At 64.7% G+C, this 26,784-nt stretch carries 28 protein-coding genes; 9 read left to right on the forward strand and 19 right to left on the reverse strand.

Features of this window, described 5'->3' with window-relative positions; genetic code table 11:
* Positions 1–80: 80 nt before the first annotated feature.
* The 4 genes from PGP17_RS13980 to PGP17_RS13995 are packed head-to-tail and all read right to left on the reverse strand — an operon-like array spanning position 81 to position 3,073.
* Positions 81–713, reverse strand: a complete 633-nt coding sequence (locus PGP17_RS13980) for a trimeric intracellular cation channel family protein (protein WP_270375961.1) — start codon at positions 711–713, stop codon at positions 81–83.
* Positions 710–1,711: a TIGR00341 family protein gene (locus PGP17_RS13985; RefSeq protein WP_135943785.1), complete on the reverse strand. Its 1,002-nt coding sequence runs from the start codon at positions 1,709–1,711 to the stop codon at positions 710–712. The genes PGP17_RS13980 and PGP17_RS13985 overlap by 4 nt, the downstream gene beginning before the upstream one ends.
* A gap of 3 nt (positions 1,712–1,714) precedes the next feature.
* Complete coding sequence (locus tag PGP17_RS13990; protein WP_270375962.1) at positions 1,715–2,590, reverse strand: NAD(P)-dependent oxidoreductase; 876 nt, start codon at positions 2,588–2,590, stop codon at positions 1,715–1,717.
* Positions 2,591–2,605: 15 nt separating this feature from the next.
* The gene (locus PGP17_RS13995) at positions 2,606–3,073 is read right to left on the reverse strand and encodes a flavin reductase family protein (RefSeq protein ID WP_270375963.1); all 468 of its coding nucleotides are present in this window, start codon (positions 3,071–3,073) and stop codon (positions 2,606–2,608) included.
* Positions 3,074–3,155: 82 nt separating this feature from the next.
* On the opposite strand from PGP17_RS13995, the gene PGP17_RS14000 reads away from it, so the two are divergent.
* From PGP17_RS14000 to PGP17_RS14030, 7 genes are all read left to right on the forward strand, one after another.
* Complete coding sequence (locus PGP17_RS14000) at positions 3,156–4,076, forward strand: flagellar motor protein MotB (protein ID WP_375284981.1); 921 nt, start codon at positions 3,156–3,158, stop codon at positions 4,074–4,076.
* A 70-nt stretch (positions 4,077–4,146) separates the two neighbouring features.
* On the forward strand, positions 4,147–6,012 hold the full coding sequence (locus PGP17_RS14005) for an SLC13 family permease (protein ID WP_270375966.1): 1,866 nt from the start codon (positions 4,147–4,149) through the stop codon (positions 6,010–6,012).
* A 52-nt stretch (positions 6,013–6,064) separates the two neighbouring features.
* The gene (locus tag PGP17_RS14010; RefSeq protein ID WP_135943789.1) at positions 6,065–6,808 is read left to right on the forward strand and encodes an arginyltransferase; all 744 of its coding nucleotides are present in this window, start codon (positions 6,065–6,067) and stop codon (positions 6,806–6,808) included.
* Between the two features lie 113 nt (positions 6,809–6,921).
* Positions 6,922–8,046, forward strand: a complete 1,125-nt coding sequence (locus PGP17_RS14015; RefSeq protein WP_270375968.1) for a TRAP transporter substrate-binding protein — start codon at positions 6,922–6,924, stop codon at positions 8,044–8,046.
* A gap of 4 nt (positions 8,047–8,050) precedes the next feature.
* Positions 8,051–8,830 carry a TRAP transporter small permease subunit gene (locus PGP17_RS14020; protein WP_270375969.1) on the forward strand — a complete coding sequence of 260 codons (780 nt, stop codon included), beginning with the start codon at positions 8,051–8,053 and terminating at the stop codon, positions 8,828–8,830.
* Positions 8,831–8,833: 3 nt separating this feature from the next.
* A complete protein-coding gene (locus PGP17_RS14025) occupies positions 8,834–10,408 on the forward strand; it encodes a TRAP transporter large permease (protein ID WP_270375970.1) in 1,575 nt (524 codons plus the stop codon).
* A complete protein-coding gene (locus tag PGP17_RS14030) occupies positions 10,401–11,585 on the forward strand; it encodes an AI-2E family transporter (RefSeq protein ID WP_270375971.1) in 1,185 nt (394 codons plus the stop codon). Before PGP17_RS14025 ends, PGP17_RS14030 begins: the two co-directional genes overlap by 8 nt.
* Here the strand turns inward: PGP17_RS14030 and PGP17_RS14035 are convergent.
* The 13 genes from PGP17_RS14035 to folK all read right to left on the reverse strand — a co-directional run bounded on the left by PGP17_RS14035 (position 11,582) and on the right by folK (position 24,155).
* Entirely contained in the window at positions 11,582–12,583 is a 1,002-nt protein-coding gene (locus PGP17_RS14035; RefSeq protein WP_270375972.1) for a M48 family metallopeptidase, read from the reverse strand. The two genes, PGP17_RS14030 and PGP17_RS14035, sit on opposite strands and share 4 nt — an antisense overlap.
* Before the next feature lie 47 nt (positions 12,584–12,630).
* Positions 12,631–13,194, reverse strand: coding sequence for a LemA family protein (locus tag PGP17_RS14040; protein WP_371872210.1), 564 nt, complete (start codon positions 13,192–13,194; stop codon positions 12,631–12,633).
* A 33-nt stretch (positions 13,195–13,227) separates the two neighbouring features.
* The gene (parC, locus tag PGP17_RS14045) at positions 13,228–15,507 is read right to left on the reverse strand and encodes a DNA topoisomerase IV subunit A (RefSeq protein WP_270375973.1); all 2,280 of its coding nucleotides are present in this window, start codon (positions 15,505–15,507) and stop codon (positions 13,228–13,230) included.
* A 246-nt stretch (positions 15,508–15,753) separates the two neighbouring features.
* A complete protein-coding gene (gene recO, locus PGP17_RS14050) occupies positions 15,754–16,482 on the reverse strand; it encodes a DNA repair protein RecO (protein ID WP_270375974.1) in 729 nt (242 codons plus the stop codon).
* A 275-nt stretch (positions 16,483–16,757) separates the two neighbouring features.
* Positions 16,758–17,708 (reverse strand): GTPase Era, encoded by a 951-nt coding sequence (gene era, locus PGP17_RS14055; RefSeq protein WP_442915167.1) that lies wholly within the window; start codon positions 17,706–17,708, stop codon positions 16,758–16,760.
* A complete protein-coding gene (gene rnc / locus PGP17_RS14060) occupies positions 17,692–18,381 on the reverse strand; it encodes a ribonuclease III (RefSeq protein WP_135943799.1) in 690 nt (229 codons plus the stop codon). Before rnc ends, era begins: the two co-directional genes overlap by 17 nt.
* A 3-nt stretch (positions 18,382–18,384) precedes the next feature.
* Positions 18,385–19,173, reverse strand: a complete 789-nt coding sequence (gene lepB, locus PGP17_RS14065) for a signal peptidase I (protein ID WP_135943800.1) — start codon at positions 19,171–19,173, stop codon at positions 18,385–18,387.
* The gene (gene acpS, locus PGP17_RS14070; protein ID WP_135943801.1) at positions 19,166–19,570 is read right to left on the reverse strand and encodes a holo-ACP synthase; all 405 of its coding nucleotides are present in this window, start codon (positions 19,568–19,570) and stop codon (positions 19,166–19,168) included. The genes lepB and acpS overlap by 8 nt, the downstream gene beginning before the upstream one ends.
* Positions 19,567–20,316, reverse strand: coding sequence for a pyridoxine 5'-phosphate synthase (locus tag PGP17_RS14075; RefSeq protein WP_270375976.1), 750 nt, complete (start codon positions 20,314–20,316; stop codon positions 19,567–19,569). The genes acpS and PGP17_RS14075 overlap by 4 nt, the downstream gene beginning before the upstream one ends.
* Complete coding sequence (gene pyrE / locus PGP17_RS14080; RefSeq protein WP_270375977.1) at positions 20,313–20,900, reverse strand: orotate phosphoribosyltransferase; 588 nt, start codon at positions 20,898–20,900, stop codon at positions 20,313–20,315. Before pyrE ends, PGP17_RS14075 begins: the two co-directional genes overlap by 4 nt.
* Positions 20,901–20,902: 2 nt before the next feature.
* Positions 20,903–23,149: a RelA/SpoT family protein gene (locus tag PGP17_RS14085; RefSeq protein WP_135943804.1), complete on the reverse strand. Its 2,247-nt coding sequence runs from the start codon at positions 23,147–23,149 to the stop codon at positions 20,903–20,905.
* A gap of 3 nt (positions 23,150–23,152) precedes the next feature.
* Positions 23,153–23,536, reverse strand: coding sequence for a DNA-directed RNA polymerase subunit omega (rpoZ, locus tag PGP17_RS14090; protein WP_135943805.1), 384 nt, complete (start codon positions 23,534–23,536; stop codon positions 23,153–23,155).
* A gap of 67 nt (positions 23,537–23,603) precedes the next feature.
* Positions 23,604–24,155 carry a 2-amino-4-hydroxy-6-hydroxymethyldihydropteridine diphosphokinase gene (folK, locus tag PGP17_RS14095; RefSeq protein WP_270375978.1) on the reverse strand — a complete coding sequence of 184 codons (552 nt, stop codon included), beginning with the start codon at positions 24,153–24,155 and terminating at the stop codon, positions 23,604–23,606.
* A 31-nt stretch (positions 24,156–24,186) separates the two neighbouring features.
* Between folK and PGP17_RS14100 the strand changes: the two genes are divergently transcribed.
* Together PGP17_RS14100 and PGP17_RS14105 are read left to right on the forward strand one after the other, a co-directional pair.
* On the forward strand, positions 24,187–24,747 hold the full coding sequence (locus PGP17_RS14100) for a LabA-like NYN domain-containing protein (RefSeq protein WP_135943807.1): 561 nt from the start codon (positions 24,187–24,189) through the stop codon (positions 24,745–24,747).
* On the forward strand, positions 24,731–25,414 hold the full coding sequence (locus PGP17_RS14105; protein WP_135943808.1) for a uracil-DNA glycosylase: 684 nt from the start codon (positions 24,731–24,733) through the stop codon (positions 25,412–25,414). Before PGP17_RS14100 ends, PGP17_RS14105 begins: the two co-directional genes overlap by 17 nt.
* A 15-nt stretch (positions 25,415–25,429) precedes the next feature.
* Here PGP17_RS14105 and smpB read toward each other — a convergent pair whose 3' ends face one another.
* Complete coding sequence (smpB, locus tag PGP17_RS14110) at positions 25,430–25,903, reverse strand: SsrA-binding protein SmpB (protein WP_135943809.1); 474 nt, start codon at positions 25,901–25,903, stop codon at positions 25,430–25,432.
* Positions 25,900–26,772 carry a 4-hydroxy-tetrahydrodipicolinate synthase gene (gene dapA, locus PGP17_RS14115; RefSeq protein ID WP_135943810.1) on the reverse strand — a complete coding sequence of 291 codons (873 nt, stop codon included), beginning with the start codon at positions 26,770–26,772 and terminating at the stop codon, positions 25,900–25,902. The genes smpB and dapA overlap by 4 nt, the downstream gene beginning before the upstream one ends.
* Positions 26,773–26,784 lie beyond the last annotated feature (12 nt).

The raw sequence follows: 26,784 nt of genomic DNA on the forward strand, positions 1-26,784 counted from the left end.
ATTCCCTCTCCCTTACGCGAGAATGCGAGACAGTAGTTCTTTCTATCCTCCCAATCGAGCGCTGGACCGGCTTTAGACCCTCAATCCAGCTTGCCGATGGAGGGCAGCGTCCAGTTGAAGCGCATGGCGGCGGCGCGGATGGCAAAGGCCAGGAACGCCGCCGCGATGGCCAGTGGACCGCCCGGCAAGGCAAACATGTGGCCGAAGACGTAGGCCGCCGCCCCGGCAAGGCCCGCCAGCGCGTAGATTTCCTCGCGCAGGACGAGCGGCACGTCGTTCACCAGCACATCGCGCAGCAATCCGCCGAACGCGGCTGTCATCACCCCGGTCAGGATCGCGATCGACCAATGCGCCCCTGCAAGGAGGCCCGCCTGTGCGCCCAGCACGCAGAACACCGACAGGCCCACCGCATCGGCCCAGGCCAGCGCGGCCCGCCGCGCCCCGGTTCCGCTGGTCAGCAGGGTCGATCCGTAATAGCCGACAATGGCGCCGGCTGCTGCGATGGCCAGGTATTCCGGCGCATTGACCCAGTAGACCGGCAGCGCGCCGAGCAGGATGTCGCGCAGCGTGCCCCCGCCCATGCCGGCGGCGGCACCGACAATCACCGCCCCGAACGGGTCGAGGCTCTTGCGCGCGGCGATCATCCCCCCGGAGAAGGCAAAGAAGAAAACGCCGGCATAGTCCAGTAGGGAAAAGACGAGCGCGACGCTCATGGCAGGCCGATGGCCGGCTGGGATGCGAAATGGAGTGCGATGAGCGTCAGCGCGATGATCAGTACGGCCCACACCGCCCCGTTAACGTAGACCGAGCGCTTGGCCGCGCGCCGCTCCAGCCAGGTTCGCGGACGCACGCCCTTGAGGAAATACACCAGCAGGGCGGCCAGATTGACGCTGACCACGTTGATGAAGAGCAGCAGCAAGGCGCGCGCGGCCAGCTGCCAGTAGCCGGCACCGGCATAAAGCCCCGCCGCTGCTGCGGGGGGCAGGAGCGCGACGGCGACCATGACGCCGACAAGCGCGGAGGGCAGGCCCGCGGCGATGGAGAGCGCTGCCGCCGCGCCGGCCGCGAGTGCCAGCGTGGGCGAGTCCAGCCCGACGACCGTGCGGCTGGTCAATTCGTCGGCAGAGAGGTCGAGCGGCAAGGCAAATCCGATCGCAAAGGACAGGGCAAGCCCGATGGAGAGCCCCGCAATCGCCGTGCGCGCTGACTTGCCCATCAGGGCCAGATCGCCGAGCGCAGACGCGAAGGAAAACGCCAGGATCGGGCCCAGGAGCGGGGCGATCACCATGGCGCCGATGACGACGGCCACATTGTCCGCCGCCATTCCAAAAACAGCCACGATGGTGGACAGGGCCGTGAGCAGGATGAAGTCGCTGTTGAATTTCGCGCCGCGGCTGATGTCCTCGAACAATTCTTCACGCAGGGCGAGCGTGCGCCGTTCCTGGCGGGCATCGGTGTCTTCGGGGATTTTGGGCAGGCTTGCCTCGATCGGGATCACCACGAGCTGCCAGTCGGCTTCCTCGTCGAGAATGGCCGAGATCGCGTCGATCGCCTTCTGCCCGTCCCCCGTCTTGAAGAGCAGGCGCAGCAGACGCCTGCCGCGATCGTCCGGCTCGGTCAGGCGATAGTCGAGCGGCTCGGTCTTGAGCGTCGCCTTGAGGACCTGCTGAACGCGATCGCCGTCGGGAAGGGAGAGTTCGATCAGGCGCACGCGCTAGTCCTTCGCGCGATCGGCGTTCTCAAGGCGGGCAATCAGGCTGGACGTGTCCCAGCGCTCCCCGCCCATCGCCTGGACCTCGCCGTAGAACTGATCGACCAGAGCGGCGACCGGCAGACGCGATCCATTACGGCGCGCCTCCTCGAGCGCGATCCGAAGGTCTTTGCGCATCCAGTTGACCGCAAAGCCAAAATCAAATTCGCCCTCGACCATGGTCTGCCAGCGATTTTCCATCTGCCAGGACTGCGCGGCGCCCTTGGAGATGGCATTGATGACGGTTTCCGGTTCGAGCCCGGCCTGCTTGGCGAAATGAAGGCCCTCTGAGAGACCCTGCACGACGCCGGCGATGCAAATTTGATTGACCATCTTGACCAGCTGGCCCGAACCCGCAGGCCCGGCCAGCGTGATCGCCTTGGCGTAGGCATCCATGACGGGGCGGACCTTGTCGAAGTCCGCCTCGCGCCCGCCGCACATGATGGAGAGCTGCCCGTTCTCGGCGCCCGCCTGGCCGCCGGAAACCGGCGCATCCACGAAGCCGAGACCGGCTTCCTCAGCGCGTTCGGCCAGCTGCCGGGCAAGCTCGGCCGAGGCCGTGGTATGATCGACCAGCACGGCGCCGGGCTTCATCGCGTCCAGAACCGGTTCGGCGATGGCGCGCACGTCGGGATCGTCGCCCAGACACATGAGGACCACGTCGCAGTCCTCTACCGCGTCTTCGGGGGATTGCGCCGCCCTGCCCGCGTGATCCTTCGCCCAGGCCTGCGCCTTGGTCGCAGTGCGGTTCCAGACCGAGACCTGGTGACCCGCAGAAACAAGGTGTCCGGCCATCGGATAGCCCATGACCCCGAGGCCGAGGAAAGCAAGTTTAGCCATGACGCGATGCTCCGGTCAGATCTGGAAATAGCTGGAACGGTTGAAGACGAGCGGGGACACGTCGCGCGGCGTATCGAAGTCGAGCACCTCGGCTACGATGATATCGTGATCGCCCGCCTCGTGGATGGCTGTCGTGCGGCAGTCGAACCGCGCGATTGCACCCTCCACGAAGATGGCACCGCTCTCGCGCTGCGTCCACTTCGCCCCGGTCAGCTCGAGATTGTCTTCGCGCGCACACAGGGTGGACAGCATCTCCTGATCGCTGGCCAGCACGTTGATGCCGAAGGCCGGCGTATTGCGGAACAGCTCGTAGCGCGCACTGTCGCGTGCGATCGACCACAGGATCAGGGCAGGCTCGAGCGAGACCGACGAAAATGAATTGACCGTCATGGCACAGGCCCGCTGCCCGTCCATCGTGGTGACAAGGGTCACCCCGGTCGGAAAGCGCGAGAGTGCGTCCCGGTAGGCCCGTGCACGTTTCAAATCCGTCTCCCTGGCGAAGTTTGTCCGCTGAAACCGCCCCTTAACCCTGACGATGTTAACTGGCTGCCTGAATAGAGGGTGGATGGCAATGGCGTCGGATCAACCGATCATCATCAAGAAAGTCAAGAAGGGTGGCCATGACGGTCACCACGGCGGGGCCTGGAAGGTCGCTTATGCCGACTTCGTGACGGCCATGATGGCCTTCTTCCTCCTGATGTGGCTGATCGCGACCGCAGACCCTGAGCAGAAGCGCGGCATCGCCGACTATTTCGCCCCCGCCAGCGTCAGCCCGACCAATTCGGGTTCCGGCGGCGTGCTGGCCGGGACCGAATTCGGAGACGAAGGTGTACGTGGACCGGGCTCTGCGTCCGTGGTCGAGCGTCTCGCCCCGGAATCGGTGCGCAACGAGAATGTACGCCAGCAACAATCCACCGAATCCTCCTCCGATGCCGACGATCAGCCGGACGTCTCCCAGGACGCGCTCGCCAATGCCCTGGCCCGCCGCGAGGCAGCCGAATTCGAGAGCGCCGAGATGTCGCTCCGCCAGGCGCTTCAGGACATGCCCGAGCTCGCCGAGCTGTCACGGCACATCATCGTGGACGAGACCCCCGAAGGCCTTCGTATCCAGCTGATCGACGAAGAAGGCCGCTCGATGTTCCAGCCCGGTGCCGTAGAGCCCAACGAGCGCGCCGTCGTGCTGCTGCGCGCGGTCGCCGAGGTTGCCGAGCGCCTGCCCAACCGCCTCTCCATCTCCGGCCATACCGATGCTTCACCGGCGGGTGCCAACTCATTGTCCAACTGGCAGCTTTCCGCCTCGCGCGCCAACGCGGCCCTGGAAATCCTGAACGACGCGGGAATCGCCGAGCACCGCATTGCGGAAGTCTCCGGCAAGGCCAGCTCCGAACCGCTCTTTCCCGACGATCCCTATCTGGCGGGCAACCGGCGCCTGTCGATCATCCTGCTTCGCGAAGCGCCGGTGGTTCCCCCGGGCAATCGCATCTAGGCGCACGCGTTTTTCCACACACCTGAAGAAGCGCTTTTCCAAACACGGACTGCCCGGCTAGCATACCGGCTTGGCCCGGATTCGGGTGCGGCAGGCGTATTACCGTATGGATCAGCTCTCGGCAGTGGGCGACTGGCGGATGTGGGCCATCATGGCCGGCGTTTGCGTCGCGATCGTCTTCTATTGCTGGGACAAATTCTCTATCGAGGTGGTGTCTGCAGTCGTCGTCGCAGCCTGCCTGCTCTTTTTCCAGGTTGCCGACGGACCGGACGCGGGCACCTTGCTCGCCGGCTTCGCCAATCCGGCGTTGATCACGATCCTGGCGCTTCTGATCATCGGACAGGGCATTTTCCAGACCGGCGCGCTGGAGGCGCCGACCCGGGCCATGCTCGCGATGTACGACGTGCGCCCGAAGATCACGATTCTGGCGCTTTTCCTCTTCGTGTTCGCGGTTTCGGCCTTCATCAACAATACGCCTGTCGTGGTGATGTTCATCCCGATCCTGGGCGCCATCGCGGCGCGGGAGAAGAACTCGCCCTCCATCTACATGATGCCGCTGAGCTATGTCTGCATCCTGGCGGGCATGACGACGCTGATCGGATCCTCAACCAACCTGCTCGTCGCGGAATCGCTGCTGGACACATCTGGCCTCCAGCTCGGTTTTTTCACGCCTACGGGCCCGGGGCTGATACTGGCGGGAGTGGGGCTGCTCTACATCACTTTCATTCTGCCTCATCTCACGCCCAAGCGCGCCGACATGGAATCGGAAATCACCGGCACCTCGGCGGGCAAACAGTATATCGCGCAGATCGAAGTGGGCTCCGGCCACCCCCTGCTGGGCCAGAAGCCGGTGGCCGGCATGTTCCCGGACCTTCCCGATGTCACGGTACGCATGATTCAGCGCGGAGAAAATGCGCTGCTCCCCCCGTTCGACACGGTCGAGCTGAAACACGGCGACCTGGTCATCGTGGCGGCGACCCGAAAGAAGCTGACCGAGCTTCTGTCGAGCCGGGCCGATTTCCTTAAAGGCATGCTGCGTGCAGCCGGACCGGGAGAAGCCCCGGCGCCTGGCGAGCGGCTGGCGATCACCGAGGCCATCGTGTCGCCCGGCTCACGCCTGATCGGGCGCACCATCCGGCAGATCGGCTTTCGCCATTCGGTGGGTGCGGTCGTGCTGGGAATTCAACGCCGCTCGCGCATGTTCCGCGCCCGCATGGGCGAAATACGCCTTGAAGCGGGCGACGTGTTGTTGATGTTCGGAACCGGAGACGCGATGCGCAAGTTGCGCGCGGACCGCGACCTGCTGCTGATCGAATGGGCGACGAGCGACCTGCCCGACCCGCGCCGCGCCATGGCGGCGCGTGTAATTTTCGGCGGGGTGGTCCTGACGGCGGCGACGGGGCTCCTGCCGATCGTCGTTTCCTCGGTACTCGGCGCCGTCGCGATGATAGCCACCGGATCGCTGAATACACGCCAGGCCGCGCGCGCCTTCGACATGAAGGTCTATCTGCTGATCGGCTCGGCATTCGCGCTGGGCACCAGCCTGGAAGCCACCGGCGGCGCGGAAGTGCTGGCCTATGGCGTGGTCGCGCTTTTCCAGCCGTTTGGAACCATCGCGCTGCTGTCGGCGCTTTTCTTCCTGGTGGCCGCGCTGACCAACGTCCTGTCCAACAATGCCACGGCCATCCTGTTCACTCCGATCGCGCTCAATGCGGCCGAACAGACCGGGGGCGATCCCATCCTGTTCGCATTGACGGTGCTTTTTGCAGCCAATACCTGTTTCGCCACGCCGATCGGCTATCAGACAAACCTTCTGGTAATGGGACCGGGCAAATACAAGTTCACCGACTTCGTGAAAGCGGGCCTTCCCCTCTCTTTGCTCATTTGGGCTGCCTTCACCGTGTTTATCTGGCTAAATTCCGGATTGAGATTTTGATGCGCCGGCCAAACTCTGACATCCTGCTCAAAGCCGCTTTTGGAGCTGGTGTGTGACCCATCCCTTCAAAACCAATCAGCTGCCTTTCTTCCTGACGGCGCCGGCGCCCTGCCCCTACCTGCCAGGCGAAATGGAGCGGAAGGTCTTTACCAAGATGGAGACGTCCGACGGGGCGGCGCTGAATGATGCGCTGACCCATGTGGGTTTCCGGCGCAGCCAATCGATCCTTTATCGTCCTGCCTGCGAACGGTGTGCCGCCTGCAAATCGGCGCGCATTCCGGTCTCCGAGGTCAAGCTGAGCCGGAGCCAGCGCCGGATCGTGAAGCGGAATCGGGGCCTGATTCGCAGCTCGGCGCCCGCTCAGGCGACGCCCGAACTCTATGCGCTCCTGTCGCGCTATCTGGACGCGCGTCATGGCGATGGCGACATGGCCGGCATGGATTTCTTCGAGTTTGCCAGCATGGTCGAGGACGGTGCCCAGTCGACCAGCATTGCCGAGTACCGCGATGCAGACGGGTTCCTGATGGCCGCGGCCCTGATCGACGAGCTGAGCGACGGCTTCTCAATGGTCTACAGCTTCTTCGATCCCGATCTGGTCCGGTACAGTCTCGGCAGCTTCATGATTCTCGATCATATCGAGCGCGCGCGCGAGGCCGGCCTGGATCATATCTATCTAGGCTACTGGGTGCCCGGCAGTCCCAAAATGCATTACAAGGCGGCCTTCCAGCCGCTCGAAATTCTCGAGCCGGCCGGATGGAGACGTTTGACCGACGCCGAGCGTCAGGTCAAAACGTAATCAGACGATCCGGTTATCGGCCGGGCCATTCTGTACAACCAAACGTGTCGATGGCCGAAATAACGGCCGGCGCCCGCAAGAAGGCGCCACACGTCATACGGGGGAGACGATCCATGGATCGGCGGACGTTCATCAGCGCGGCGGGGATTGCGGCGGTCGGGGCCGCATCGGCATGTTCACAGGGCTCGGACGGAACGTCCGAACGCGTGGCCGCACCGGCGGTCAATCGCGGACGAACCCGCCGGTTACGCATGGTCACCACCTGGCCGCCCGGGTTTCCCGGTCTCGGGACCGCCGCGGTACGCACCGCCGAGCTGATCACCCAGATGTCGGGCGGCTCGCTCGAGGTCGAGGTCTACGGTGCGGGCGAGATTGTCGGCGCATTCGAAGTCTTCGATGCCGTCTCCAACGGCGTCGCGGACATGTATCACGCCGCCGATTATTACTGGCAGGGCCGGTCTCCGGCCTTCAACTTCTACTGCGCAGTGCCCCTGGGCATGACGCCCTACGAGATCATGGCGTGGGTGGAATACGGCGGCGGACAGGAGCTGTGGAACGAGCTTTCCAACCCGTTCAATATCCAGCCTTTCCAGGCGGGCAATACCGGCCATCAGATGGGCGGGTGGTTCAAACGCGAAATCAATACGCTCGAGGATTTTCGCGGGCTGCGCATGCGTATTCCCGGACTCGGCGGCAATGTCATCCGCGAACTCGGCGGCGCGGCCGTCGCGCTGTCCGGTGGCGAAATCTACCAGTCGCTGCAGTCCGGAGCGATCGACGCCACCGAATGGGTCGGGCCCTGGAACGACCTGGCCTTCGGCTTCTACCGTGAAGCTCCCTATTATTACGGTCCCGGATTCCACGAGCCGGGCTCGGCCCTGGCGCTCGGGATCAATCTGGGCGTCTGGGAATCGCTGGCGAGCGACCACAAGGCGATCGTGCGCGGCGCATGTCATGCCGCGAACAATCAGAGCCTGGCCGAATTCAATCACCAGAACGGACTCGCCCTTCGCACGCTGACCGAGGACCATGGGGTGCAGCTGCGCTCCTTCTCGGACGATATCTGGCTTGAGGTCGGGCGCATCTGCGAGCAAGTCGTCGCCGACAGCGCGAATGCGGATGCCATCTCCCGCCGGGTCTATGACAGCTACCTGCAGTCGCGCAGGCTGGTGCGTGACTGGGCGAACGTGTCCGAAGCTCCCTATTATCGTCAGCGTGACCGCATTCTCGGTCGCTAGCGCCATGAGATCCGGAGACGTCCTGCTGGTTCTCATCATCGCGGCAAGCCTGGCGCTGATCGCGGCCGACGGCGCGACGGGCGGCGCGGTTCAGGCCTGGATCGCGGCCAATCTGTCAGCTGTCGCCGCGTGGTCCGGCGATTTTCTGGTCCTGCTCGGACTGGTTCTCAGCCCGCTTCTGGCCCTGCCGCTCGTCCTGCTGATCTGGGGCCGCGTATCCGGCCTGCCTCCCCTGGCCGAGCGAGTCCTGACCAGGACCACGCAAATGCTCGATGCGATCAGCGAAACGCTGAGCGACGCGGTGCGCTGGTTCGCGCTGGCCCTGGTCATCGTTACCGTCGTGGTGGTGATCCAGCGCTATGTGTTCGGCAATTCATCCACGAAGCTGCAGGAAAGCGTCATCTATCTTCACAGCCTGCTCTTCCTGCTGAGCGCAGGGGCGACGCTGCTGCACGGCGGCCATGTCCGCGTCGACGTGATCTATTCCAAGCTGTCCGATCAGGGCAAAGCCTGGACCGATCTCTTTGGCTATTATCTCGCCCTGGTGCCAATGGGCGTGCTGATCCTGTCGACCTCGCGCAGCTATGTCGGCGGGGCATGGCGCGTTCTTGAGAGTTCACGCGAAAGCGACGGTCTGCCCCTGGTCTTCGCACTGAAGACCGCAATTCCGTTATTTGCCGTCCTGCTCATCCTGCAGGGCTTTGCGATGACGGCCCGCGCCGTCCTGACCCTGTGCGGACGCGAGGCGCCCGTGCCCGGCGAGCCGGCCCGGCGGGAGCTGTAGGTCATGGCGGTGTTCTACGAGACCCTGCCCTTCGCGATGTTCGCCCTCGCCTTTGCGGCGCTGCTGCGCGGCTACCCGGTGGCCTTCACTCTGGCCGGCGTTGGGATTGCCTTCGCGATCCTCGGCGTGGCGCTGGACGTGTTCGATCCCATCCATCTGCGTGCCTTCCCGCAGCGCATCTACGGCAACATCATGGAGATGGACAAAGCCATTCTGGTGGCCGTCCCGCTCTTCGTCTTCATGGGCGTGATGCTGGAGAAATCGCGTGTGGCGGAGGAATTGCTGGAGGCGATGGGTGCCCTGTTCGGCACGATGCGCGGCGGGCTCGGCATCTCCGTCGTCGTGGTCGGCGCCCTGCTGGCGGCATCAACCGGGATTGTCGGCGCGACCGTGGTGACGATGGGGCTTCTCTCCCTGCCGACCATGCTGAGGCGCGGGTACGATCCCGCGCTGGCATCCGGCTCGATCGCTGCCGCCGGCACGCTCGGGCAGATCATCCCCCCGTCAATCGTTCTGGTGCTGCTCGGCGATCAGCTTTCGAGCGCGTATGCCGAAGCACAGCGCGCACAGGGCATATTCTCACCTGACGTCGTTTCGGTCGGGGATTTGTTTGCCGGCGCGCTGATACCCGGCGTCCTGCTGGTGCTGGTCTATGTCGGATACCAGCTGGTGATGGCACACCTGAAGCCGGAAGGGTCGCCGGCCATTGCCCGCGGTGAATTGAAGCTGAGCTGGCGCGCGCTGTTGAGCGCGCTCATTCCACCTCTGCTTCTGATCGTGGCCGTGCTCGGGTCGATCCTGTCCGGTCTGGCCACACCCACCGAAGCGGCCGCCGTCGGCGCGCTGGGGGCGACCTTGCTGGCCGGGTTCAGGAATGCAGGCGCCGCGACCAACCCGGGCTACGGACGCTCCATCATCGCATTGGGAGGCGCGGGCCTGCTCCTGCTGATCTTCTCCACCGGGGTGATCGATCTCAAAACGGCCGATGCAGGCCTTGCCCTGGGCGCGGCCTATGCCGTCTGTGCGCTCGCAGGACTGGCCACGCTTCTCGCGCTGTGGCGGTTGAAGCGAACCGGCGTGCTGGACGAGGTGATGACGGCGACCGCGCGGATCTCGTCCATGGTGTTCGTCATCCTGATCGGGGCATCCCTGTTTTCCCTGGTCTTCCGTGAACTGGGCGGTGACGAGAGCGTAGAGCATCTGCTCACCTCCATGCCCGGCGGTGTCTTCGGCGCCTTGGCAGCCGTGATGATCGTGATGTTCCTGCTTGGCTTCTTCCTGGACTTCATCGAAATCACCTTCGTCGTGGTGCCCATCGTGGCGCCCGTCCTGCTGATGATGGGCGTCGATCCGGTCTGGCTCGGCGTTCTGATGGCGATGAATCTGCAGACCAGCTTCCTGACACCCCCGTTCGGCTTTGCGCTCTTCTACCTGCGCGGGGTCGCGCCGGAACAAGTCACCACTGGGGCGATTTACAGGGGAGCGATGCCGTTCGTGTTCATCCAGCTCGCCGCGATCGTCGTCATCATTCTCATGCCCTGGCTTGCGACAGCCCTGCCTGGATTGCTCTATGACTGACAAATCCGACGAAACGCGCGATGCCGGCGACCGGTTGATCCTGCAGCGCGCCTTCATCGTCGTTCTGGCGCTGGGTATCTCCGCTGTATTCCTGTGGATGATCCGGGATTTTCTTTCGGTGCTGTTCCTGGCGGCCGTGCTGGCGCTGCTGCTCATGCCCGTGCAGCAGAACCTCGCCCGCCTTCTGGGCGGCCGGGCCCGCATCGCGGCCAGCCTTGTGATGGTGCTCACCGCAGTCGTGATCCTGCTGCCGGTCAGTGCGATGCTGTTCCTGATTGCGCGCCAGGCGGTGGAGGTCACCCAGGCCATCACGCCCTGGCTCCAGGACCAGGTTGCGGCTTGGCGCCAGGACGGTGTGGGCGCGCTGCCCGGATGGATGCCGTTTCAGGACGTCATAATAACCTATCAGGGCGAGCTGACGAGCCAGCTCGGTGATCTGGCGTCGCGGGCCGGGACCATGATCGTCAGCGCGCTGCGAAGCGCGACCGGCAATGTCTTCGCGCTTTTCCTGCATGTCATCGTGCTGATCTTCGCGCTCTACCTCTTCCTGATGTCGGGCAGGACCATGGCCGCCAATACGATCAACCTGATCCCGATGGCACCGAAGGATCGCGAATTGCTGGCCGAGCGCGCGCTCTCGACCATCCGCGCGACGGTCAAGGGCACGTTCGTGATTGCGGTCGTGCAAGGGGTGCTCACCGGGATCGCCCTGGCGATATGCGGCATTCCCGGCGCCGCCTTCTGGGGCGGCGTGGCGGGCGTGCTCTCCATTGTGCCGCTGGTCGGCCCACCCTTGGTCTGGGGTCCGGCAGCGCTCTTTCTCTGGTTTGACGGCCAGATCGCCGCGTCGATCGGTCTGGCGCTCTACGGCTCCCTGTTTGTCGGAGTGATCGACAATGTCCTGCGTCCGATCCTGGTCGGCCAGGACACGAAAATGCCTGACCTCCTGATCCTGATTTCGACCGTCGGGGGTCTGACGCTGTTCGGGCCGGTCGGTCTGATCATCGGCCCGGTGATCGCCGCGCTCTTCATCTCGGTCTGGTACATCTACGCCCAGTCCTATGCGCCGCTCCTGAACGAGGATCGGGACGAGCCCCCGTTGGTCTCAAGTGCCGAGACAGAGGACGATCGCGCGATCGGCGGGCGCGTCGACGATACCGATCGGCAGGATTCCTAGACCGGGGCGCCTCCGGTCCGTCCCCCACCATATTCCACCAAGGCGGCGATACGTTTGTCGATCGGAGGATGGGTGGCGAACAGGCCGGCAAATCCGGTTTCATGATCGTACAGGAACATTTCGCGCACTTCGCGCGGCGCTTTCTCGATCATCGGGTCGGCGGAAATTTTCTGGAGCGCGCGGATCATCGCGTCGGGATTCTTGGTCAGCTCGACCGCCCCGGCATCCGCCATGAATTCTCTTCGCCGCGACAGGGCAAACCGGATCACGACCGCCAGTGCGTAGGCGACCGCCACGATGGCAACGCCGATGAGCACGATGACGATTGCGTTGCCTCCCTTGCCGCGACGCGCTCCTCCGACACGGTTCAGCGAACCGTGCAACAGTCCGCGCGCCATGATCTCCGCGACCACCGAAATGATGCCGACGAAGATCACCGAGATGACCAGAAGCCGCACATCATTGTGCCGGATGTGGCTGAGCTCGTGGGCCAGCACCGCCTCGATCTCGTCACGCTCGAGCGTTTCCATCAGGCCGCGCGTCACTGTAATCGAATACTGGCCCTGCTTCAGTCCGCTTGCATAGGCGTTGCGCGCGCCCGTCTCGATGACGCGAAGGTCCGGCATCGTGATCCCGCGCGAGATGCAAAGGTTTTCAAGCAGGTTGTAGAGCTCTGCCTCCTCGCTGCGCGAGACCTTGCGGGCCCCGGTCATCGAATCGATCATCGCCTGATGGCCGAACCAGGCGACGATGAACCAGAGCCCGGCCCCGATCAGCGCAAAGGGCAGCACCACCGGCAGCTGCCGGGCGGCCTCGCCGAAGACCAGGCCAACCGCCTGCCCTTTATAGGCAGGCTCGCTGCCCCCCGCGACCGCACCGAAGATCAGGATGCCGGCGTAAAGCAAAAGGCAGAGCAGGAGCGGAAAGCCTGCCAGAAGCAGAATCGATTTTAGATTGTTGTTCCAGATATAGGTCCGCAGGCCGACCGCTTTCATCATGGTGTCGCGATCCTTGGGTCACCCGGACCTGCCCGGCGGCGACCGGACTAGAAGCTGACGTTCGGCGCAGCTTCCACACGCGCACGCTCGGTCGTCGCGACCTCGAAGAACTCCTCGGTCTTGAAGCCGAACGGACCGGCAAGCAGCACGGCGGGGAATTGTTCGATCGCGGTGTTGTATTCGGCGACCGCATTGTTGAAGAAGCGCCGCGCGGCCGCGATCTTGTTTTCCAGCTCGGCGAGCTCGGTCTGGAGCGACAGGAAGTTCTGGTTCGCCTTCAGGTCGGGATAGCTTTCCGAGAGGGCAAAGAGCTGGCGAAGCGCGCCGGACAGCATGTTCTCGGCCTGGGCCTGATCTTTCAGGCTGCCGGCATCGACGGCCTGCTGACGGGCTTTCACGACGTTTTCCAGCGTGTCCTTTTCGTGCGTAGCATAGCCCTTCACCGTCTCGACCAGGTTGGGCACCAGATCGTGGCGCTGTTTCAGCTGGACATCGATATCGCCCCAGGCCTGACGCGTCGTCTGACGAAGCGCGACGAGCCGGTTGTAAACCAGGGTCACGATGACCGCGGCCACGATCACGATAATCAGGATTGTCATTCCGATGCCCATCAAACGAATCCTTCAAAGGGTTGCGGGCCGAGCTTAGTCGGCCCCGTTCCGGTTCGCCACTGCCTTGGACGCGCTGGCATCAAATCGTTTCGCCTTGCCGAACCCCTTCGGTGCCATCCGCCCCGCCTGGGCGCGCTTGGCTTCGAACAGATGCCATCCCTCGACCTCGTGACGGCGGCCGGCGGAGTCGACCCGGAACAGGCCGTCTTCAGCCTTGAACACGGTGATGTCGGCGATATCGCCGCCCTTGCCGCCGAACAGGCGCACGCCCTTGCCACGCGCCATCTCCGGAATCTCGGACAGGGCAAAGACCAGAAGCTTGCCATTGGTGCCGAGTACGGCAACTCGATCGCCGTCTGCCTCGATGACGCTCATCGCTTCGGCACCCTCGAGCACGTTCAGGATCTGCTTGCCGCCCCGCTTCGACGCGGTCACGGCCTCTTCCTTGATCTGGAAGCCGTGCCCGGAGCTTGAAGCGACCAGAAGCGTGCGCGCGGGATCGTGCTTGAACAGCGCAATCGGCGACGCGTCCTCGTCCATCTCGATGGTCAGGCGCAATGGCTCGCCAAAGCCACGTCCGCCCGGCAGCTTGGATACATCCAGCGTGTAGAAGCGGCCATTGGTCTCGACCAGGATCAGCTTGTCGGTGGTTTCGGCCTTGACCGCGAACAGCGTCTCGTCGCCTTCCTTGTGCTTCAGGCCCGACAGATCGTCCTGGTGCCCTTTCAGCGCGCGGATCCAGCCCATGGTGGAAAGCACCACCGTCACCGGCTCGCGCGAGATGAGCGCTTCTTCCACGGCGCTGGCAATGTCGGCATCGGGCGCATCGGCAAAGCTGGTGCGGCGCCGGCCGATCTCGGTGTTCTGGCCGAACGTCTTCTTGACCTGAGCGATCTCGCTATCGACCTTGGCCCATTGCGTCTCCTCGCTATCGAGCAGCGCATTCAGCTCGGCGCGTTCGCCCTCAAGCTTCTCCTGCTCGGAGCGAATTTCCATTTCCTCCAGCTTGCGCAGCGAGCGCAGGCGCATGTTGAGGATCGCCTCGGCCTGGCGCTCGTTCAGCGAGAACTCGGCCATCAGGGCGGGCTTGGGCTCGTCGCTTTCGCGGATGATCTCGATGACCCGGTCCAGATTGAGGAAGGCGACGATGTAGCCGCCCAGCACTTCGAGCCGGTCTTCCACCTTGCCAAGCCGCGTGCGCGCCCGGCGCACCACGACTTCGCGGCGATGGTCGAGCCAGATCTGGAGCACCTCGATGAGGCCCATGACGCGCGGCGCGCCCTTGGGGTCGAGCACGTTCATGTTCATCGCGAACCGCACTTCCAGATCGGTGACCCGGAACAGCGATTCCATCAGCAGTTCGGGATCGACCGTGCGGCTCTTCGGCTCGATGACGAGGCGGATATCCTCCGCGGACTCGTCCATGACATCGCCAACGAGCGGGAGCTTCTTGGCGTCCATGAGCGAGGCGATCCGCTCGACCAGGCGCGATTTCTGGACCTGGTAGGGAATTTCGGTGATGACGATCTGCCAGGTTCCCCGGCCCAGATCCTCCGTCGTCCACCGGGCGCGGACACGAAAACCGCCCCGCCCGGTCTCGTAGGCCTCCAGCATTGAGGCCTTGTCCTCGACGCAAACGCCGCCGGTGGGAAAGTCGGGCCCCTGGATATAGTTCAGCAGGGTTTCGGTGCGCGCATTGGGCGTCTTGATCAGGTGACGCGCGGCATCGCACAGCTCGGCAGCGTTGTGGGGCGGAATATTGGTCGCCATCCCCACCGCAATCCCCGCCGCGCCGTTGGCCAGCAGGTTCGGGAAGGCACCCGGCAGGACAAGCGGTTCCTCGTCCTCGCCGTCATACGTGTCGCGGAAATCGACCGTCCCGGCGTCGATGTCCTGCAAGAGCAGGCGCGCGGCTTCGGTCAGGCGCGCTTCGGTATAACGCATCGCCGCCGCGCCATCGCCGTCGATATTGCCGAAATTGCCCTGGCCCTCCACCAGGGGATAGCGCGCGGCGAAATCCTGGGCGAGACGCACGAGCGCATCATAGACCGACTGATCGCCGTGCGGGTGGTACTTACCGATGACGTCGCCGACCACGCGCGCGCATTTCTTGAAACCGGAATCGGGATCCAGCTTGAGCAGACGCATGGCATGCATCAGGCGGCGGTGAACCGGTTTCAGCCCGTCGCGCGCATCGGGAAGCGCCCGCTGGGTGATGGTGGACAAGGCGTAGGCGAGATAGCGAGAGGACAACGCCTGCTCGAAACTCTCGTCAAAGATGCGTCCGCCTTCTTCGGTAAAGTGCTCGCCCATGCCCGGCCCTCTGATTCGCGTGTGGGGTCAGTATAGGAAGGCGAGACCGGCTTGGCTTGAGCGACGCTCAGAAACGGGTGCAGTGAGAGTCGGGTCACGACACCGCCTCCTACTACCACGACTATCACGACGCTCATGGGGACAGGTGACGCGCAGCGTTGAGAAAGAGCGCGCACAGTATGCAGGTGACTGGCGGCACGGGGAGAACCGAAATACCGCTTCCCGGTGAAAACCGGGAAACCACCCTCACACCATCCCCGCTGCCGCCAGACGGTCGATCATGCGCAGGCGCGCCTCGGGCAGGACCCGGTCGGAGGGCCAGAGGACGCGGCGTTCGAGGAAATAGCCGGTCAGGATCAGGCCCGCCTGGACGTCACCGGAGCGAAGCCCACCCTGCCCGGTCATGAAGCCGGGAAGGGCCAGCAGCTTGTCCTTGTAGGGTTCGCCGGCGCCGGAACTCACGGCGCGCCCCGTACGCGGACTGACATAGACGAGATCGTCTGTGTGACCGGTCGCGGCGCATTTGCGAAGATCGAGCCCGTAGCCGAGATCGGCCAGCAGGCCCGCCTCCCACTGCACGTAGATCGCCGGCCACACACCGGATTCGTCGAGCGAGGACACAAGCACCTCAAACCCGTCGGCCACGGCCGGGTGCGCCTCGCGTTCGGGCAGACCGGCAACCGCGACCGCGCAGGCGGCATTGAGACCGGACAGGGCAAGCGGGTCTTCCATTAGGGCACCGGCCGAGAGGTCTTCCGCCTCGATCTGGAAATTGCCCAGATGCTCGTCGAGGCGCGCACGCCAGTGGGCCTGCACGCGGTTACCCGGCTGCAGCACGGGGCGCATGGAGCGCGAGCGCCCGCCGCGCACCAGCCCGGCATGCCGGCCATGATCGCGGGTCAGGATCTCCACGATTGCGGAGGTTTCCCCATGCCCGCGCACGGAAATTATGCGTCCGGATTCGATCCATTCCATGAGCGGTGTCTATCACGATGGCGGGAATTGGAGGGGTGCGCGTGTCATCCGACCCTTCCTGTGCGGCCCTCAAGGGTTGGTCCTCGCGTCAGAACACCATGGAAACTCGGGACCAATTTCGGATGTCATCCCGGCCGAGTGAAACGAGAGCCGGGACCTCGTGAGGGGGGCGGGCTCGCACAATTCGCCCGCAAGAGGCCCCGGATCGCCTGCGGCGTCCGGGGTGACACATCTATTTGTCTTGCACCGGCTGCGAATAGGAGCGAACCAGCCCCCTAAGCCTCGAAATCCAGGCCGATGGAGGTGTAGCGGCCGCGCTGTTCCTGCCAGCCCGGTTTGACGATAACGCGCAGGAAGAGATGGACCTTGCGGCCGAGCTGGTCCTGCAGCTCTTCACGCGCCTTCTGGCCGATCTCCTTGATGACCGCCCCGCCCTTTCCGACCACGATGGGTTTGTGGCGTTCGGCATCCAGGATGATGGCCTGATCGATCTTGACCGAGCCGTCGCGATGCTCTTCCCACGTCTCGGTCTCCACCATCGCATTGTAGGGCAGCTCGTCATGGACGCGCAGGAAGAGCTTCTCGCGCGTCACCTCTGCGGCGAGCAGGCGTTCTGGCAGGTCCGCAATCTGGTCCTCGGGATAGAGCCACGGACCTTCCGGCATGGATTTGGCCAGATGCTCGCCGAGCGCCTGCGTCCCGTCACCCTTGAGCGCGGAGATCATGAAGACCTCGTCATAGACACCTGATTCAAATAGCGTTTGAGCGATCACGAATAGCTCTTCACGCTTCATGCCGTCAATCTTGTTCAGAGCCAGGACCGCCTTGCGGTCCGCATTGCGCAGGCCTTCGATCACACGGTCGACATCCTGGCCGGAGCGCGCATCCTGACCCTTGGCCTTGCCGGCGAAGACCAGCGACTGGGCGGGGGCGTCGACGACATGGACGATGACGTCCGCGTCGTCCGCGCCGGCCCAGGCGGCTGCGACCATGGCCCTATCGAGCCGGCGGCGCGGCGCGAACACGCCCGGCGTATCGACCAGAACGATCTGGGTGCGCGCCACGATGGCAACGCCGCGCACCTGAAAGCGGGTGGTCTGCACCTTGTGGGTGACGATGGACACCTTTCGCCCGACCAGCTGGTTGACCAGGGTCGACTTGCCGGCATTGGGAGCCCCGATGATGGCGGCAAAGCCGGCGCGGGTCGGGTTATCGGTCATCTGCATTCTCTTTTCTGAGGAGTGCGCGCGCTGCGGCGCGCTGAGCATCTTGTTTCGAGGCGCCTTCGGCCTGCGCGGCTCCGGCGCCGCCCACGCTCACTTCCACGGTGAAGACGGGGCGGTGGTCGGGACCCGAGCGCGAGACCGTCTTGTAAACCGGCGCGGACTTGTCATTTGCCGCCGCCCATTCCTGCAGGCGGCTCTTGGGATCCTTGGGTCTGTGGATCATCTCGGTCAGGTCTTCGGCCCAGTAGGTCTCGAAAAAGGTGCCGGAGGCCTCCAGGCCGCCATCGAGGTAAAGCGCGCCGATGATCGCCTCGCAAGCATCGCCGAGGATCGAGGTCTTTTCGCGGCCGCCGAGCCGCTCCTCGGCCGGGCTCATCTGCAAGGCATCCCCGAGCCCGGCGCGCCGGGCGGCGCGCGCGCACGCCTCCTTGTTGACGATGGCGTTGAGGCGATGGGCCAGACCGCCCTCGTCCAGCCCCTCGAAGGCGCCAAACAGGCGTTCGGCCGCCATCAGGCCCAGCACACGGTCGCCGAGGAATTCGAGGCGCTCGTTGGACGTGGCGCGCCGCCGGCCGTCACCATAGCTGGCATGGGTCAGCGCGCGTTCGAGAAGCGCGTCGTCACGGAAATGGTAGCCGATATGATCCTGAAACTGCTTGACCCGGTCACTCAACGTCTAATGTGCTCCCACGCGCGTGGCCGTGCGGGCCTGGCGTATCCGCGTCCAGGTCCACGGCTTGATCAGATTGAAGTCCGGCCGCACCGATAGCAGAACGTAATCGGCCCGTCCCACGATGTGCGCGGCAGGGACCAGGCCGGGACCGAAGGGCCGCGGCACCCGGCTGTCGCGGGATTCGTCGCGATTGTCGCCGAGCACGAAGTAATGGCCCGCAGGCACCTCGAACGCGGCCACATGATCGAGCTCGCTCGCGCCGCGATCCAGAACCGTATAGCCCTGCCCGTCGGCCATTTCCTCGCGCAGCGATTCAAGACCCGTCAGGGCGTCCGCGCCGAGCGCGACCTGGCCGAGCGCGCTGCCGTTGAGATAAACCGCGCCGCCATGCATCGCAATCTGGTCACCCGGCAGGCCGATGACACGTTTCACATACGCCTGGCGCGGCTCGTGCGGCGCGCGAAAGACCAGGACGTCGCCATGCTCCGGCTGGCGCTCGAACACCCGTTCGCCCCGAAGCGGTCCGGCGAGCGGGAGCGAGGCCCGCGAATAGCCGTAGGCGAACTTGGATACGATGACGTAATCGCCCGCCAGAAGATTGGGTGTCATCGACCCTGTCGGGATGTAAAAGGGCTGGTAGGCGAAGGTGCGCACCGCCATCGCGATCAGGAAGGCAATCGCGAAGGCCCGCATGATGCGCAGCGCCGCCCGGCCCTGCACTGGCGCGGCCGCCGGGACGGTCGCGACCGCGGGCGCGACACTGTTGGCCGCGTAGGTGGAGCGCCTAGCCACGCGCGGGTACCGCCTCGATCGTCACGAAGGCCTGGGCCCAGGGGTGATCGTCGGTCAGGGTCAGCTGGACATTAGGCACGTGACCGTCCGGGATCAGCGCATTGAGCCGGTCGAGCGCGGCTCCGGAGAGCTGCATGGTCGGCTTGCCGCCGCGCTCGTTGACCACCGAAAGGTCACGCCAGATCACACCGCGGTAGATTCCGGTGCCGAGCGCCTTCGCGCAGGCCTCCTTCGCGGCGAAGCGCTTGGCCAGTGTGTCGGCAAAGCGCATGCGGCTTTCGGCCTTGGCGCGCTCGACCTGGGAAAAGACCCGATTGATGAAGCGGTCGCCGAACCGGTCGATAGAGCGCTCGATCCGCCTGATGTCGATAATATCGGTGCCGATTCCGACGATCACGCTGCGGCCTCGCTACGCGCTTCGTCCATCAGGGCGCGCATGCGCCGGATGGCGGTATCCAGCCCGGAGAATATCGCCTCTCCAATCAGGAAATGGCCGATATTCAGCTCCACGATTTGCGGGATGGCCGCAACCGGTTTGACGGTATCGAAGGTCAGGCCGTGCCCGGCATGGATCTCCAGTCCGCGCTTATGCCCGTCCGCAGCCGCCTGGCGCAGACGGCCCAGCTCCCGTTCCGCGTCCTGCGTGCGCCCGGCAAAGCACAGCTCGACATATTTGCCCGTATGCAGCTCGACCACCGCGGCGCCGAGCGCGTGAGCCACCGCGATCTGGACCGGGTCCGGCTCGATGAAGAGCGAGACGCGGCAGCCGGCCTCGGTCAGCTGTTCGATGAAGGGGCGCAGCTGGCCGTGATGGGCTGCGACATCGAGCCCGCCCTCCGTGGTCCGTTCCTCGCGTTTTTCCGGCACGATGCAGGCGGCATGCGGGCGGTGCCTGAGCGCGATCGCAAGCATTTCCTGTGTGGCAGCCATCTCGAAATTGAGCGGCACCTCGATCGCCTCGATCAGGCGTTCGATGTCCTGGTCGCCGATATGGCGCCGGTCCTCGCGCAGGTGCGCCGTGATACCGTCCGCGCCCGCTTTCTGCGCCTGCAGGGCCGCGCGCACCGGGTCGGGATGCGCGCCGCCGCGCGCATTCCGGATCGTGGCCACATGGTCGATATTGACGCCGAGCCGCAGCGTCATGCCTGCAAGCCCCGGCTGCCCGGCTTCACGGCCGGGATGCGTTCGAGTTCGGGCGGCAGATCGTCAGCCGGGTAGGCCGGGAAGGTCACGCTGGCCAGCGCCGTCAACGGAACGCCGACATCGGCGCGCCCGCCAGACCGGTCGACCAGACAGCCTTCGGCAACGACCTTCGCGCCGGTCTTCTCTACCGCGGCGATGCATTCGCGCGAGGAGAGGCCGGTTGTCACGATGTCCTCGATGATCAGAACCCGGTCACCCCGGTTGAGTTCGAAGCCGCGGCGCAGGCGGAACTCTCCCTCTTCGCGCTCCACGAACAGGAAGGGCAGTTTGAGGTGGCGAGAGGTCTCGTAGCCGGGAATGATGCCGCCCATCGCCGGTGAGACGATGGCCGTCAGCTCCTCGTTCACCTCCGCGTCGATCTTCGCGGCAAGTGCCTTGCACAGGCGCTCGGTGCGTGCAGCATCGCGGAAGACGAGCGCCTTCTGCAGGAAGATGGGGCTGCGCAGGCCCGAAGACAGAATGAAGTGACCTTCCAGCAAAGCACCCGCTTCACGGAATTCGTCCAGGACCTCGTCGCTGGTCATGCTTACTCCTGCGGTTCTTCGTTACCGGTCTGGGGCGAGCGTGCGCGCTCGACCGTGATCACGCGTTCGCACGTCTTCAGTGCGGCCAGGATATTCGACAGGTGGCGCGCATCAAACACCTCGACGTCGAAGACCATGTCGAAGAAGTCGCGCGAGCGCGACCAGGTGCGGATATTGACGATATTGCCGCGCGCCTCACCGACGGCGCCGGCGATTTCGGCCAGGGCGCCCGGCTCGTTGCTGACGGTGGCGGTGAGCCGGCCGATAGAGACCGCTTCGGAACTGGCCTCGGGCGTCCAGCGCAGATCGACCCAGCCGGAACCGGCCGCCTCGTCATCTTCCTCGTGGCTGGCAAGCACTTCGCAGTCGATGACATGCACTTCCAGGCCCTTGCCCGGCAGCACGACCCCGACAATGCGGTCGCCGGGGATCGGGGAGCAACACCCGGCAAAGTGGACCGAGACGCCCGGCGTCAGCCCGCGCCCGGAGATGTAGAGCGCGGCCTTCTCGTCCTCGATCACCTCGCGGTCGCCCGGCTGGGCCCGGCGCAGATCGCGGTGGCCGGGATAGACTGCCTCGAGCAGGTCGCCGGAGGTAAGACGGCCGCGGCCAAGATCGATATAGAGCGCCTCGGCATTGTCGCGCTCGAGCCGCTTGATCGCGTCCTCCAGCTTCTTCTCGCTGAATTCCTTACCTTCGCGCATGAAGGCGTGCTCCGCGATGACGCGGCCGATCCGGCTGAACTCTTCTTCCTCGGAGGAGCGGATGAGCTTGCGGATTGCCGCACGCGCGCGTCCTGTAATGACCAGGTCTTCCCAGCCGGCAGGCGGCTGGCGCACTCCGCCCTTGACGATCTCGACCACGTCGCCATTGGTCAGGCGCGTGCGCAGCGGACGCTTGCGCCCGTTGATCTTGGCGGCGACCGCCGTGTAGCCGAGCTCGGTATGGACCGCGAACGCGAAATCCAGCGGCGTCGCCCCCGAGGGCAGCGCGATCAGATCGCCCTTCGGGGTGAAGGAGTAGACCTGGTCCACGAACATTTCGAGCTTGGCATGCTCGAGGAATTCGTCCGGATCCCCGCCCTGCTCCAGGATTTCTACAAAGGGGCGCAGGCGCGCGAGCGGATCGCCACCGGCCGCCTCGGCCGATTTGGGATCGTAGGCATAGCGCCCCGACTTGTAGCGCCAGTGCGCGGCAACCCCGGTCTCGGCGATCGCTTCCATCTCTTCGGTGCGGATCTGGAGCTCCACGCGCGTATTGCGCGGGCCGATGATCGTGGTGTGCAGGGAGCGGTAATTGTTCGGCTTCGGCGTGGAGATGTAGTCGCGGAAGCGGTCGTGCACGCAGCGATAGCTCTGATGGACCACGCCCAGGGCGCGGTAGCAATCGTCCGGCTCGGACACGATGATGCGGAAGGCGTAGATGTCCGCAATCTCGTCAAAGCTGACATGCTTGCGTTCCAGCTTGCGCCAGATCGAATAGGGCCGCTTCTCGCGGCCGAAGACGCGCCCGTCTATGCCGGATTCCTGAAGGCGCTCTGAGAGCGCCATGGAGACCGACGCCACCGCCTCGGACCGCGTCGCGCGCAGCTCGTTGAGCCGGCGCACGATGGATTCATAGGCGTTCGCGTTGATATTGCGGAAGGCCAGGTCTTCCAGTTCGACACAGACCCGGTTGACCCCGACCCGGCGGGCGAGCGGCGCGTAGATGTCCAGCGTCTCGCGCGCGATCCGCTCGCGCTTGTCCGGCCGGGGAATGTGGTGGAGCGTGCGCATGTTGTGCAGCCGGTCGCACAGCTTGACCAGCAGCACGCGAACGTCGCGCGTGATTGCCACGACGAGTTTCTGGAGATTCTCCGCCTGCTTGGTGCGCTTGGAGGTCAGCTCCATCTGCCCGAGCTTGGTCACGCCGTCGACCAGCTCGGCCACGTCGGCGCCGAACCGCTCGGACACCTCGCTCAGCGTCGCGTCCGTGTCTTCCACGGTGTCGTGAAGCAGGCCGCACATGATGGTTGCGGCATCCAGGCGCAGATCGGCGAGCAGCATCGCCACGGCCACCGTGTGCCCGTAATACGGATCGCCGGAATAGCGGGTCTGGCCCGCATGCTTGTCGCGCGAAAACTCGTAGGCCTCGCGCAGAAGATCGACCGGCGCGCCCTTGTGATAGGACAGGACACGCGCGATCAGATCGTCGGCGCTGGGGATGGCGTCGGCTGAGGCAAGCGCGGCTGGGCTGGCCAGCGCCGTCATAGCCTACATCCGGCCGTCGTTCGGCCCGTCACGGTCGCTTTGCAGAGCCTTGAGCATCGCCGCCTCGTCCATTTCGGCCGGAGCGGGGAGCGCCTTGGGCTCGGCCGTCTCTTCGGCCGGCTGCGAGCGGGCGTGAGACGGGGCCTCGTCATCATCCTGCGGGATGACGCGCTGCAGCCCGTTGACCAGGCTCTCGCCGAGGCTGTCGAGATCGAGACGCTCGTCGGCAATCTCGCGAAGCGCCACGACCGGATTCTTGTCATTGTCGCGGTCAACGCGAATATCGGCGCCGGCGGCAATATTGCGCGCACGGTGAGCCGACAGAAGGACCAGGCGGAAGCGATTCGGGATCTTCTCGATGCAATCTTCGACGGTGACGCGAGCCATGGGGGGAGTGCGCTCCTGAGGGCGATGTCAATTCAAACCTTGTAGATACCTGCTTGTGGAGGCCGCATCAAGCGCCGTGCTGCACCGCGAGAGGCGCCAGGGGCGGTCCGTCCGGGCGCGCCCCGGCCCGGTCCTTCGCGCCGAGGCGCGCCACCAGCCTGTCAATGTCGAGACCGGAGACCGGATCGCGCCAGTCCGGGGCGATCTCGCGCAGAGGAAGCAGCACGAAAGACCGTGCGGCAGCTCGCGGATGCGGCAGGATCAGCCCGTCGCCGCCCTGCCCGCTCACCCGCCCCCGATAGTCGATCAGGTCGAGGTCCAGCGTGCGCGGCGCGTTGCGCTGCCCGCGCGCGCGTCCGAAGACATCCTCGACCTCGTGCAGCACGTCCAGCAGCGCACCGGGCTCCAGCCCCGTCGTGACGCGGGCGCAGGCATTGGAGAACGGCGGATCGGACGGGTCGGGCCAGGCCGGCGTGCGCCAGGGACGCGACGCGGCCTCGATCTGCACGCCCCGGCGGACAAGCTCGCCAAGCGCGAAACAAAGTGTGCGCGCGGGCGTTTTTCCCATGTGCGCTTGGTTTGAACCCAGCGCTATATAGATACATTGGTGTCGATTCATTGGTTAAGCGATATCTCACGAGGCATTAGACATGACATTTTATCCAAACGAACGGCTCGGGCTCTTTATCGACGGCGCGAACCTGTACTCTGCCGCCAAGGCGCTCGATTTCGACATCGATTACCGCAAGCTGCTTGAGGAATTCAAAAAGCGCGGACGTCTCCTGCGCGCGAACTATTACACCGCGCTGCTGGAGAACGACGACTACACGCCGATCCGCCCGCTGATCGACTGGCTGGACTATAACGGCTTCAAGGTCGTGACCAAGGCGGCCAAGGAGTATTCCGACGATACCGGCCGCCGCCGGATCAAGGGCGACATGGACGTCGAGATTGCCGTCGACATCATGGAAGCCGCCCCGTATCTCGACCACATCCTCCTCTTCTCTGGCGATGGCGATTTTCGCAAGGTCGTAGAGGCGGCACAGCGCAAAGGTGTGCGCGTCTCGGTGGTCTCGACACTGAAATCGACCCCGCCCATGACCAGCGACGATCTGCGCCGGCAGGCCGATTCCTTCATCGAGCTGGCCGACCTCGGCAAGCTCGTCGGACGCGAACGGCGTCAGCGCGACGATAATGACAGCGAGGACTAGCGGCGTGCCTGCAGGCAAGGTCCCGCCCGAAGCGCCGCTCGACTGTCCCCTCTGCCCGCGCCTTGTCGCCTATCGCGAGGAAAACGAGCGGCGCGAGCCGGACTGGCACAATGCGCCGGTGCCCTCCTTCGGGTCAGAGAATGCGCGTCTGCTCATCGTCGGACTGGCACCCGGGCGCACGGGCGCGAACCGGACCGCGCGCCCGTTCACCGGCGACTGGGCGGGCGACCTGCTCTACCCCACGCTAGACAAGTTCGGATTCTCGCGCGGTCATTTCGACAAGGATGGCCAGGACGATCTGCGCCTGGTCGACGCGATGATCACCAATGCGGTGCGGTGCGTGCCGCCGGAGAACAAGCCGGTGGGATCGGAATGCAATAACTGCCGCCCTTATCTGACGAGCCGGATCGCCGCATTGCCCAAGCTGGAAGTGATCGTGTCACTCGGAGGAATCGCACACACCAACACGCTGCGTGCGCTGGGAATGAAGGCGTCCGCCGCCAAGTTCGCCCATGGCGCCTGGCACGATGTGGAAGGCCCGGACGGGCGCGCCTTCAAGCTGGTCAACAGCTATCATTGCTCGCGCTACAACACGAATACCGGGCGGCTGACGACGCAGATGTTCGAGGACGTGTTCAGGAGCGTGCGCGACCATCTGGACGGTTAGCCGCGCCGAACACGCCTACCCGTACGTCTTCATGATGCGCTGCTTCTGACGGCCCCATTCGCGGGCTTTCTTGGTTTCGCGCTTGTCGATCTCCTTCTTGCCCTTGGCGAGACCGATCAGGAGCTTGGCGATGCCGCGCTCGTTGAAATAGAGCTTGAGCGGGACCACGGTGCGTCCTTCGCGCTGGACCGAACCGGACAGCTTGTTGATCTCCTTCTTGTGCAGAAGGAGTTTCCGCGGCCGGCGCGGCTCGTGATTGAAGCGGTTGCCGCCTTCATAGGGCGGGAAGTCGGCGTTGATCAGGTAGACCCCGCCTTTTTCCGGGCTGACATAGGCTTCGGCGATATTGGCCTTGCCCTGGCGCAAGGATTTGACCTCGGTGCCGGTCAGTTGCAGCCCGGCCTCGAATGTGTCCTCGATCTCGTAGTCGAACCTCGCGCGGCGATTGACCGCGACCAGCCCGTCCTTGTTGTCGGCGGGCTTGCTCATAGCAATTCCAGCTCTTCCAGCGTCTGACGAACGCCCTGTCTGACCGGTTCGGGGCATTCGACCAGCGGCAGGCGCACCTCAGGCGCGCACAGTCCCATCAATGACAGCGCGTATTTCGACGGTGCCGGGCTCGGCGCGGCGAACAGCACCTCATGCAAGGCTTGAAGCTTGTCGTTCAGCGTGCGGGCGCGGTCCCAGTCACCCTCAAGGCAGGCGGTCTGGAACTCGGCGCACTGGCGGGGCGCCACATTCGCCGTCACGGAGATGATGCCGTGCCCACCATGAGCATTATAGCCGAGCGCAGTATCGTCTTCGCCCGACAGCTGGATGAAGTCGGGACCGATCAGATTGCGGTGCCGGGTGACGCGCGCCACGTCGCCGCTGGCGTCCTTCACCCCGATGATGTTGGGATGCTCTGCCATGCGGGCCATCGTTTCTGGAAGGATGTCGACCACCGAGCGTCCGGGAATATTGTAGATCACGATCGGCAGCGCGACGGCATCGGCAACCGCGTTGAAATGCGCCAGAAGACCGGCCTGGGACGGCTTGTTGTAATAGGGCGCGACCACGAGGCCCGCATCGACGCCCACGCTCTTGGCAAAGCGCTGCCACTCGATGGTGGATGCCGTCGCATTCGTGCCGGTTCCGGCGATAACCGGAATGCGCCCGCCTGCGATCTTCACCGTGCGTTCGATCACGTCGCGGCGCTCCGCCTCGCTCAGAGTCGGCGTTTCGGCAGTCGTCCCGCCGGGCACCAGGCCGTGCGTTCCTGCCTCGATCTGACGCTCGATGAGCGCTTCATAGGCCGCCCAGTCCACGGCTCCATCGCGGAAAGGCGTCACCAACGCAGTAAATGAGCCGCGGAACATCACCCTAGTTTC

Origin of the sequence: Marinicauda sp. Alg238-R41 (genome assembly GCF_947331485.1) — a bacterium.
Classification (GTDB): Bacteria; Pseudomonadota; Alphaproteobacteria; order Caulobacterales; family Maricaulaceae; genus Marinicauda; species Marinicauda pacifica.

Coding starts and splice junctions, on each gene's coding strand:
- PGP17_RS14030 (WP_270375971.1), top strand. CDS start 10,401: ATGACTGACAAATCCGACGAAACGCGCGATGCCGGCGACCGGTTGATC.
- PGP17_RS14105 (WP_135943808.1), top strand. CDS start 24,731: ATGACAGCGAGGACTAGCGGCGTGCCTGCAGGCAAGGTCCCGCCCGAA.
- folK (WP_270375978.1), bottom strand. CDS start 24,155: ATGAATCGACACCAATGTATCTATATAGCGCTGGGTTCAAACCAAGCG.
- PGP17_RS14035 (WP_270375972.1), bottom strand. CDS start 12,583: ATGATGAAAGCGGTCGGCCTGCGGACCTATATCTGGAACAACAATCTA.
- era (WP_442915167.1), bottom strand. CDS start 17,708: ATGCAGATGACCGATAACCCGACCCGCGCCGGCTTTGCCGCCATCATC.
- PGP17_RS14100 (WP_135943807.1), top strand. CDS start 24,187: ATGACATTTTATCCAAACGAACGGCTCGGGCTCTTTATCGACGGCGCG.
- PGP17_RS13990 (WP_270375962.1), bottom strand. CDS start 2,590: ATGGCTAAACTTGCTTTCCTCGGCCTCGGGGTCATGGGCTATCCGATG.
- PGP17_RS14040 (WP_371872210.1), bottom strand. CDS start 13,194: ATGGGCATCGGAATGACAATCCTGATTATCGTGATCGTGGCCGCGGTC.
- PGP17_RS14015 (WP_270375968.1), top strand. CDS start 6,922: ATGGATCGGCGGACGTTCATCAGCGCGGCGGGGATTGCGGCGGTCGGG.
- PGP17_RS14075 (WP_270375976.1), bottom strand. CDS start 20,316: ATGACGCTGCGGCTCGGCGTCAATATCGACCATGTGGCCACGATCCGG.
- PGP17_RS13980 (WP_270375961.1), bottom strand. CDS start 713: ATGAGCGTCGCGCTCGTCTTTTCCCTACTGGACTATGCCGGCGTTTTC.
- PGP17_RS14025 (WP_270375970.1), top strand. CDS start 8,834: ATGGCGGTGTTCTACGAGACCCTGCCCTTCGCGATGTTCGCCCTCGCC.
- pyrE (WP_270375977.1), bottom strand. CDS start 20,900: ATGACCAGCGACGAGGTCCTGGACGAATTCCGTGAAGCGGGTGCTTTG.
- smpB (WP_135943809.1), bottom strand. CDS start 25,903: ATGAGCAAGCCCGCCGACAACAAGGACGGGCTGGTCGCGGTCAATCGC.
- rpoZ (WP_135943805.1), bottom strand. CDS start 23,536: ATGGCTCGCGTCACCGTCGAAGATTGCATCGAGAAGATCCCGAATCGC.
- PGP17_RS14000 (WP_375284981.1), top strand. CDS start 3,156: ATGGCAATGGCGTCGGATCAACCGATCATCATCAAGAAAGTCAAGAAG.
- parC (WP_270375973.1), bottom strand. CDS start 15,507: ATGGGCGAGCACTTTACCGAAGAAGGCGGACGCATCTTTGACGAGAGT.
- PGP17_RS14085 (WP_135943804.1), bottom strand. CDS start 23,149: ATGACGGCGCTGGCCAGCCCAGCCGCGCTTGCCTCAGCCGACGCCATC.
- PGP17_RS14020 (WP_270375969.1), top strand. CDS start 8,051: ATGAGATCCGGAGACGTCCTGCTGGTTCTCATCATCGCGGCAAGCCTG.
- recO (WP_270375974.1), bottom strand. CDS start 16,482: ATGGAATGGATCGAATCCGGACGCATAATTTCCGTGCGCGGGCATGGG.
- dapA (WP_135943810.1), bottom strand. CDS start 26,772: ATGTTCCGCGGCTCATTTACTGCGTTGGTGACGCCTTTCCGCGATGGA.